This is a genomic window from Streptomyces sp. CC53 (genome assembly GCF_001865245.1).
Lineage (GTDB): Bacteria > Actinomycetota > Actinomycetes > Streptomycetales > Streptomycetaceae > Streptomyces.
Genome location: NZ_MKXB01000063.1, coordinates 10,727 through 19,399 on the forward strand (window position 1 = coordinate 10,727; position 8,673 = coordinate 19,399).

The following is an 8,673-nucleotide window of genomic DNA, read 5'->3' on the forward strand; positions in this document are numbered from 1 at the left end:
GTATAACCGACCGGAGGAACCGCCGTGGCCGCCACGCCAAGGTCCGACACTGATGCAGGCATACCACCCGCCACCGACCGCAGACACCCGGTCGACGAGAAGCTGCCGCCCCTGAAGATGCTCACCAGCGGCCTGCAGCACGTGGCCGCCATGTACGCGGGAGTGGTGGCGCCGCCCCTGATCGTCGGAGCGGCCGTCGGGCTCTCCGCCGCCGAACTCACCTTCCTCACCGGCGCCAGCCTCTTCACCGCCGGCCTCGCCACCTTCCTCCAGACGCTCGGCATCTGGAAGATCGGCGCCCGGCTGCCCTTCGTCAACGGTGTCACGTTCGCCGGCGTGGCCCCCATGCTGGCCATCGTGGACACGACGGAGGACAAGGCCGACGCCCTCCCCGTCATCTTCGGCGCCATCATCGTCGCGGGCCTGCTCGGCTTCGTCGCGGCGCCCTGGTTCAGCCGCCTGGTCCGGTTCTTCCCGCCCGTCGTCACCGGCACCGTCATCACCCTCATCGGGGTCTCGCTGCTCCCGGTCGCCTTCGGCTGGGCCCAGGGCCCGAACCCCGCGGCCGACGACTACGGCTCCACCACCTACCTCGCCCTCGCCGCGGCCACCCTGCTGATCGTCCTCCTGCTGCGCCGCTTCACCCGCGGCTTCGTGAAGCAGATCGCGGTCCTCATCGGCCTGGTCCTCGGCACCCTCCTGGCGATCCCCTTCGGCGCCACCGACTTCACCGCCGTGACCGAGGCGCCCCTCGTGGGCTTCCCGGCCCCGTTCCACTTCGGCGCACCGCAGTTCGCCGCGGCCGCGATCATCTCCATGTGCGTGGTCATGGTCGTCTCGATGACGGAGTCGACCGCCGACATGCTCGCCCTCGGCGAGATCGTCGAGAAGCCCGCCGACGAGAAGACCATCGCCGCCGGTCTGCGCGCCGACACGCTGGGCTCCGCCCTCAGCCCCCTCTTCAACGGCTTCATGTGCAGCGCCTTCGCCCAGAACGTCGGCCTCGTCGCCATGACCCGGATCCGCAGCCGCTTCGTGGTGGCGGCGGGCGGCGGACTACTGGTCCTGATGGGCCTCTGCCCGGTCGCGGCCGCGCTCATCGCGGTCGTCCCCCGGCCCGTGCTGGGCGGCGCCGGCGTCGTCCTCTTCGGGTCGGTCGCCGCCAGCGGCATCCAGACGCTCGTCAAGGCCGGCCTCGACAGGGACAACAACGTCCTGATCGTCGCCGTCTCCCTCGCCGTCGGCATCATCCCCATCACGGCGCCGGAGTTCTACCACGCCTTCCCGGAGACCGCGAAGATCATCCTCGACTCCGGCATCTCCACCGGCTGCGTCGCCGCCGTCCTGCTCAACCTCGTCTTCAACCACCTCGGCGGCGCCCGCGGCCGCGAGGCCGCCGAGGTCACCTCACCTATGGAACCCACCGCCCCCGCGCACTGAAGCACGCGGGTCCCGGGGCGCACCGTCCACCCGTCCGCGTGCGTCGGCGGGGCTCACGGCTCACCGTGGCGCACCGCGCCGGCCCGGGGAGTGGTCTTCACACCCCGGGCCACGCCATGAGGTTGCTGAACAGCTCCGCCTGCTCCACGGCGTCGTCCAGGGCGTGGTGGGTGTGCCGCCGGGACGGCAGCACCTCCTTCGGCATGGTCCGCTTCGCGACCGCCCGCAGCGGCTGCCGGGCCTTCGCCGCGTACAGCAGCACGAACCGCAGCACGGGCACCGGCACCGCCCGCTCCGCCTCCCGCCGGTGATGTGACGGGAGGGGGGAAGGGCAGTCGTCGGCCACCGTGCGCGACGGCCGACGGAGGCACCGGCCGTCCCCCCGTCCCGGACGCCCGTGTCCGGCTCACCGCCGGCCGCCCGGGTCCCGGAGCCGCCTGGCGCACTCCTCCGCCAGCCACGGGTACGCCTGGGCGATGGCCCGGTACACCCGGTGCCGCAGCAGCCGCTCCGCCTCCGCCCGCCCGGTGGCCGTGCCGAGCCCGTCCAGCAGCGCGTCGTACGACCGCAGGGCCTGCCTCAGGTACCCCACCTGCCAGCGCACGAGCCCGCCGACATCCTGCTCCGCCCCTGCGGTCACCTGCCGCCGGTAGAGCACCGCCCGCCGCTCCAGCTCCGCCCGCGGCAGCATCGGCACCCGGATCGGCTCGACGCGCAGCGTCGCCAGGACCGCCTGCCGCCGTCGCTGGGTCATCAGCCGGGGAGCCACCGACGTCCTCGCCCGTTCCACGGCTTCCACCCGGGTCAGCTGGTACAGCAGCACGGGCGCCCGCGACACCTGCCGCACACCCCAGCCCCGCACGTCCGGCCCGCCCAGCAGCTCCCGCACCATCCTGTCGCTCCACCCACGCCGCCGCAGTCCCTCCAGCGACACGTACACCGCACGATCCGTCACCACAGCCCCCTGATCTCGCTACCGAGAGTGACGAATCCAGTGAAGCGCACGCCACTGACAGCCGCCCCGGACGCGGACCCCCGCATGACCGCCGTCCGGCGACTCCCCCGCACCGAAGCTGCGGGTGGACAGGTGGCGCGTGCAGCCGTGGCACGGCGGGGCCCGCCGCTCACCCCGCCGTGCGGACCGGCGAGGCGGCCGGGGCCGCACCGCCGGCGCCGCGGTCCGCGGCCGGTGGCGCACCCACCGGCCGCGGCTATCGTGGTCGGAGGGGCAGACGACCGCCGTGAGCGAGGTGTGTCCATGAGCGGGTCCCCCACACCACCCGGTGCCGCAGGTGTCATGGGCCGCGGCTACGGCCGCCACTCACAGGTCCAGCAGCGCGCCGGCGACCACGGGTTGCCCCTGCTGCGCCGGGCCCTGGCCGCGCTTCCCCTCCCCGTGGGCGGCGAGCCGCTGCGGGTGGCGGACCTGGGCGCGGCGACCGGGGCGAACTCCCTCGACCCGATGCGCGTCGTGGTGGAGTCGGTCCGCCGACGCGCCGGCCGGGACACACCCGTGACGGTCGTGCACACCGACATCCCCGCGAACGACTTCGACGCCATGTTCGCGACCGTCCTCCACACGCCCGGTTCCTACGCGCACGAACCGCAGGTCTTCGCCCTGGCCGAGGCGCGCTCCTTCTACGAGCCGCTGTTCCCGCCCGGAGAACTGCACCTGGCCTGGAGCGCCATCGCCGTGCACTGGCTCTCCGGCGTGCCCCGGCCCGTTCCGGACCACATCTACAGCGCCCAGGCCACGGGAGACGTGCGCCGTGCGCTGGAGGAGCGCTCCCGGGCCGACTGGGAGGCGTTCCTGACCCACCGGGCCCGGGAACTGCGGTCCGGCGGCCAACTCGTCGTGCTCGGCGGCGCGGCCGACGACGACGGGTCGAGCGGGGCGGAGGGACTGATGGCCGCCGCGGACGCCGTACTCGACGGCATGGTGCGGGAGGGACTGGTCACACCCTCCGAGTACACGAGGATGACGATCCCCACCTGGAACAGGACCGCGGCGGAGTTCCTCGCTCCCCTGCGCTCGGGACCGTCGGCCGGGGACTTCCGGGTCGAGGAGCACGAGCTCGTGGCCCTGCCCGACCTCCTCCTCGCAGAACTCAGGGACACGGGCGACGTGCGGGACTTCGCGGGGCAGGTGACCGGGTTCTTCCAGGCCGCCTTCCAGCCGTCGCTGTTCAGTGCCCTCGACCCCGGCCGCGGTCCCCTGGCGGTGCACGCCCTGGGCGAGGCGTTCGCGTCAGGGATGCGCACCCGTGTCGCCGCCGACCCGGGGGCCGTGGAGACCCGTTGGCGCGTCTTCCTCCTGCGCCTCACCCGCCTCTGAGCCTGCCTCCCCTCCGACCCCGGCTCCCGGGCTCCGGCCACCCGGCTGTCCTCACCCGTCCGGTGCGCGGGGCGTGTCCCGGGACGCGGGACGGGCCGCGTAGCCGCCCATGCCGCCCATGACGCCCGCGGCGGCGACCAGCAGGGCGGCGGTCATGCCGGCCCGCAGCAGCAGCGTGCCCGCGACCGCCCCGACGAGGACGGCGGCCAGCCCCGCCGCCCGGTAGCGCTGGCCCGGGGCGCCGGCTCCGCCTCCCAGGGCCGAGTGCCTGATCCACGTGACGAGGGTGCCGGTGACCAGGGTGGTGTTCAGGACGCCGCCGAGCCGCCACATGGTCGCGCTGCGCACCCCCATCGCCAGCGCGGTCAGGGCGAGCACGGCGTAGTGGCGCGGTGTCGGGTCGTCCAGGACGGCCGGCAGGCCGAGCGCGGTCAGCGCGGCGGCCGCGAGCAGGATCGAGGCGGTGCCCGCCGACGTGAGGAGCCACCGCCGGCGCCGTGCCGCCAGGGCCGCGCCCAGCCGGTTGCCGGCGACGGCGCCGGCCATGAACGAGGCGAGCGCCGTCAGCGACCCCAGGGGCGCCGGTGCCCGGCCCCCGGCGAGGGCGAAGCCGAGGAAGAGGATGTTGCCCGTCATGAAGGCCGTGAACACCTGACCGAGGCCGAGGAAGGCCACCGCGTCGACGATCCCGGTGACCGCGGTGACCCCGACCAGCACCTTCGGCAGCGGGTCGGAGCGGTCGGGTACGGACATCGGCACACCCTTCTGTCCCGGACCGCGGCCGGCGGCGCTCGGTGCCCTGCACGCCTGCTTGAGGGGCGCGGGCCCTGCTGTCCATTACAGCTCCGGCCCGGCCGCACGGCATGCCGGTACGGAGCCGCCCCCTGCCGCGGCACTGCGACAGGGGGCGGGGGCTGCGGCGGGGAGCCGGTCGGCCGCTGTGCGGTCAGCCGACCAGCTGCTCGTACGCCGGGAGCGTGAGGAAGTCCTCGTAGTCCTCGTCCAGGGCCACCTTCAGCAGCAGGTCGTGGGCCTCCTGCCACCTGCCGGCCGCGAACGCGTCGTCGCCGAGCTCGGCGCGGATCGCGGCGAGCTCGCGGGCGGCGACTTCGCGGGCCAGGTCCGGCGTGGCCCGTTCGCCGTTGTCGAAGACGACGCCCGCGTTGATCCACTGCCAGATCTGGGAGCGGGAGATCTCCGCCGTGGCCGCGTCCTCCATGAGGTTGAAGATGGCGACCGCGCCGAGGCCGCGCAGCCACGCCTCGATGTAGCGGATCCCGACCTGGACGGCGTTGACCAGGCCGTCGTACGTCGGCTTCGCCGCGAGGGAGTCGATGGCGATCAGGTCGCCCGCGGTCACCGACACGTCCTCGCGCAGGCAGTCCTTCTGGTTCGGCTTGTCGCCCAGGACCGCGTCGAAGGACGCCATCGCGATCGGCACCAGGTCGGGGTGCGCCACCCAGGAGCCGTCGAAGCCGTCGGCGGCCTCGCGGTCCTTGTCGGCCTTGACCTTCTCGAAGGCGACCTTGTTGACCTCGGCGTCCTTGCGGGACGGGATGAACGCGGCCATGCCGCCGACGGCGTGCGCACCGCGCTTGTGGCAGGTGCGGGCGAGGGGTTCGGTGTACGCGCGCATGAACGGCGCCGTCATCGTGACCGCGTTGCGGTCGGGCAGGACGAACTTCGCGCCGCCGTCGCGGAAGTTCTTCACGATGGAGAAGAGGTAGTCCCAGCGGCCCGCGTTCAGCCCCGACGCGTGGTCGCGGAGCTCGTAGAGGATCTCCTCCATCTCGTACGCCGCGGTGATCGTCTCGATGAGGACGGTGGCGCGCACGGTGCCCTGCGGGATGCCGGCGTAGTCCTGGGCGAAGACGAAGACGTCGTTCCAGAGGCGGGCCTCCAGGTGCGACTCCGTCTTCGGGAGGTAGAAGTACGGGCCCTTGCCGAGGTCCAGGAGGCGCTTGGCGTTGTGGAAGAAGTAGAGGCCGAAGTCGACGAGCGCGCCGGGGACGGGGCGGCCGTCGAAGGTCAGGTGGCGTTCCTCCAGGTGCCAGCCGCGGGGGCGCATCACGACGGTGGCCAGCTCGGCGGCGGGCTTGAGGGCGTACGTCTTGCCGCTGCGGTCGTCGGTGAAGTCGATCCGGCGCTCGTACGCGTCGATGAGGTTGAGCTGGCCGAGGACCACGTTCTGCCAGGTGGGGGCGGAGGCGTCCTCGAAGTCGGCGAGCCAGACCTTCGCGCCCGAGTTCAGGGCGTTGATGGTCATCTTGCGGTCGGTGGGGCCGGTGATCTCCACGCGGCGGTCGTCCAGTGCGGGCGGCGCCGGGGCGACCCGCCAGCTGTCGTCCTCACGGATGCCCGCCGTCTCCGGGAGGAAGTCGAGCGTGCAGGTGCGGGCGATCTCGGCGCGGCGCTCGGCGCGGCGTGCCAGCAGTTCGTCACGCCGGGGCGTGAACCGCCGGTGCAGCTCCGCCACGAAGGCCAGGGCGGCGTCGGTGAGGACCTCCTCCTGCCGGGGCAGGGGCTCGGCTTCGACGATGGCCAGCGGAGACGGCGCTGGTGCGGACATGAGCGGTCACTTCCTTCAGCGGGCTTGCGGTGGCGTGCGTGCCTTCGGCCTCCGGACCTACCGGAACGGCACGGAGTGCCGCACGGGCCCGGAACGCGGCGAGGGGCGTCCGGGACGACCGGATGCTTCTGATCAGTGGATAGTAGTTTCCTTATGGTGGAAGTTCAATGGTTTGTTGATGTCGAGATTCTTCGATTCGACACAACGTGGCTCCCCGTGCCGCGCTCCTCGCCCCATGCTCCCGCCCTCACTCCAGCAGCCCCAGGTCCGCTTCCGTGTCGATGTCGTACGGCCGGGCCACGTCGGCGCACGGCACCTGGACGATCTCCTGCTCGTGCGCCCGCAGGTACACGCGCGCCCCCCGGTCCCCGCGTGCGCCCGCCGCCACCTCCGCCCACCGGTCCGACCCGAGCAGCACCGGGTGGCCCCGCTCCCCGGCGTACGAGGCCGCTGCCAGCGAGCCCGGGCCCCGGTACGCCGCCGCCACCCGCGCCATCGCCGCCGCACCGATGCCGGGCTGGTCCACCAGCGCCACCAGCGCCGCGCCTGCGCCGGTGCCCGCCAAGGACTCCAGTCCCGCCCGCAGCGACGAACCCATGCCCTGCTCCCAGTCCGGGTTCTCCACGAGCACGCAACCGTGCAGCGCGGCCTGTTCCTGTACGGTGTCCGCCGCGGCGCCCAGCACCACGTGCACCACCCCGCAGCCCGCCTCCCGCAACGCCGCCACCGCGTGCTCCACCAGCGGTCGGCCGCGGTGTTCCAGCAGCGCCTTCGGGCGGCCGCCCAACCGCCGCCCGCCGCCGGCCGCCAGGAGCAGACCTGCGATCAGCGGGGCTCCCCCCGCTGTGGCCGAGGCGTCGGTCCCCGGCGCGGCGGCCGCGCGGGCGGCGGCGTCCGCGCAGGGCCCCGCCGCGCCGGCGGGCCGGGCACAGGCGCCGGAGCGCGTGCCCGACCCGGAAGGGCCGGGCGTCTCACGTGTGTCCCCCGCGACAGAGGAGACGGACGTCCCGCCGGGCACCTCCGTGCCGGAAGGGGCGGGCGGCTCCTGCGTGTCGCCCCGGACGGAGGGGACGGGCGCCCACCGTGCGTCGTGCGCGCCTGCGGTGGAGCAGCCGGTGGGGGGAGGTACGGCAGAAGTGCCGGGTGTGCCGCCGGGGCCGAGAGCGGCCCCCGGTCCGGGCGTCGTCGCCGTGCCGGCTGTTCGCGGTTGGTTCATGGGAAGTGCATACCGCACACGTACGCGCATGGAGCGCGACCGCCGCCCTTGGATAGGGTGCGGGTCCGGCACCGACGTGCCGTCGGCGTACGCCTCGTACGCGTCAAGTCATCTTCAGGAGACATGGATTGATGAGTGGTGGACCACACCATGGGGGAACCGTCTTCCAGCCGCTGGAGGAGGATGACCCGCGTTCCGTCGCCGGCTACCGGCTGGCCGCCAGGCTCGGTGCCGGCGGCATGGGCAAGGTGTATCTGTCCTACACCCCCGGCGGCCGCCCGGTCGCCATCAAGGTGATCCGGCCGGACTTCGCGCAGGACGCCGAGTTCCGGCGCCGCTTCGCCCGCGAGGTCCAGGCCGCCCAGCGCGTCCAGGGCCTCTACACCGCCCCGGTCATCGACGCGGACACCGACGCCCGCGAGCCGTGGCTCGCCACCGCCTACGTACCGGGCCCGTCGCTCGCCGAGGCCGTCCACAAGCACGGGCCGCTGCCCGTCGACACCGTCCTCCTGCTGGTCGCCGGCATCGCCGAGGCCCTCCAGGTCATCCACGGGGCCGGCATCGTCCACCGCGACCTCAAGCCCGGCAACGTGCTGCTCGCGTCGGACGGGCCCCGCGTCATCGACTTCGGCATCGCCCGCGCCGCTGACGCCACCTCCCTCACCAGCAGCGGCGTCACCATCGGCACGCCGTCCTTCATGGCACCCGAACAGGCCGCGGGCAGCACGGTCACCGCCGCGACGGACGTCTTCGCGCTGGGACAGGTGGCCGTGTTCGCCGCGATGGCGAGCCCCGCGTTCGGCGAGGGTACGTCACACGGCGTGCTGTACCGGATCGTCCACGAGGAACCCCGGCTCGACGGACTGCCCGAGCAGCTGCGGGAACTGGTGACCCGCTGCCTCGCCAAGGCGCCGGAGGACCGGCCCTCGGTCGCCGAGGTGCTGACCCTGTGTCAGGGCGCGAGCGACCTGACCGCCCTCCGGCGGCCCGAGGAGTGGCTGCCCGGCGCCGTCGCCGCGGACATCACCACCCGCGCGGCAGCGCCCGCACCCGCCGCCTCCACGACACCGCCGCCCCCCGCCGGGCTCCCGGCGGGCGCGGCACCCCCCGCCC

8 protein-coding genes are annotated in these 8,673 nt (G+C 73.9%); 3 read left to right on the forward strand and 5 right to left on the reverse strand.

The genetic code is table 11. From position 1 onward, the window contains the following. The first annotated feature begins 117 nt into the window (after positions 1-117). Positions 118-1,440, forward strand: coding sequence for a nucleobase:cation symporter-2 family protein (locus tag BJP40_RS05645; RefSeq protein ID WP_079169274.1), 1,323 nt, complete (start codon positions 118-120; stop codon positions 1,438-1,440). Between the two features lie 97 nt (positions 1,441-1,537). Here the strand turns inward: BJP40_RS05645 and BJP40_RS05650 are convergent, their stop codons facing one another. After that, the gene (locus BJP40_RS05650; protein WP_071268875.1) at positions 1,538-1,726 is read right to left on the reverse strand and encodes a hypothetical protein; all 189 of its coding nucleotides are present in this window, start codon (positions 1,724-1,726) and stop codon (positions 1,538-1,540) included. 120 nt (positions 1,727-1,846) lie between these two features. After that, positions 1,847-2,395 carry a hypothetical protein gene (locus tag BJP40_RS05655; RefSeq protein ID WP_071268877.1) on the reverse strand — a complete coding sequence of 183 codons (549 nt, stop codon included), beginning with the start codon at positions 2,393-2,395 and terminating at the stop codon, positions 1,847-1,849. A 303-nt stretch (positions 2,396-2,698) separates the two neighbouring features. On the opposite strand from BJP40_RS05655, the gene BJP40_RS05660 reads away from it, so the two are divergent. Continuing rightward, positions 2,699-3,775, forward strand: coding sequence for a hypothetical protein (locus BJP40_RS05660; RefSeq protein ID WP_175499920.1), 1,077 nt, complete (start codon positions 2,699-2,701; stop codon positions 3,773-3,775). A 51-nt stretch (positions 3,776-3,826) separates the two neighbouring features. Here the strand turns inward: BJP40_RS05660 and BJP40_RS05665 are convergent, their stop codons facing one another. From BJP40_RS05665 to BJP40_RS34830, 3 genes are all read right to left on the reverse strand, one after another. Beyond that, a complete protein-coding gene (locus BJP40_RS05665) occupies positions 3,827-4,528 on the reverse strand; it encodes a YoaK family protein (protein ID WP_071268873.1) in 702 nt (233 codons plus the stop codon). A 193-nt stretch (positions 4,529-4,721) separates the two neighbouring features. After that, positions 4,722-6,344, reverse strand: a complete 1,623-nt coding sequence (aceB, locus tag BJP40_RS05670) for a malate synthase A (protein ID WP_071279123.1) — start codon at positions 6,342-6,344, stop codon at positions 4,722-4,724. A 247-nt stretch (positions 6,345-6,591) separates the two neighbouring features. Continuing rightward, entirely contained in the window at positions 6,592-7,161 is a 570-nt protein-coding gene (locus tag BJP40_RS34830; protein WP_071279125.1) for an NTP transferase domain-containing protein, read from the reverse strand. A 530-nt stretch (positions 7,162-7,691) separates the two neighbouring features. Here BJP40_RS34830 and BJP40_RS05680 point away from each other — a divergent pair. Then, positions 7,692-8,673, forward strand: a 982-nt coding sequence (locus tag BJP40_RS05680; protein ID WP_143065888.1) for a serine/threonine-protein kinase, incomplete at its 3' end; no start/stop codon positions are given.

Coding starts and splice junctions, on each gene's coding strand:
- BJP40_RS05645 (WP_079169274.1), top strand. CDS start 118: ATGCTCACCAGCGGCCTGCAGCACGTGGCCGCCATGTACGCGGGAGTG.
- BJP40_RS05660 (WP_175499920.1), top strand. CDS start 2,699: ATGAGCGGGTCCCCCACACCACCCGGTGCCGCAGGTGTCATGGGCCGC.
- BJP40_RS05665 (WP_071268873.1), bottom strand. CDS start 4,528: ATGTCCGTACCCGACCGCTCCGACCCGCTGCCGAAGGTGCTGGTCGGG.
- aceB (WP_071279123.1), bottom strand. CDS start 6,344: ATGTCCGCACCAGCGCCGTCTCCGCTGGCCATCGTCGAAGCCGAGCCC.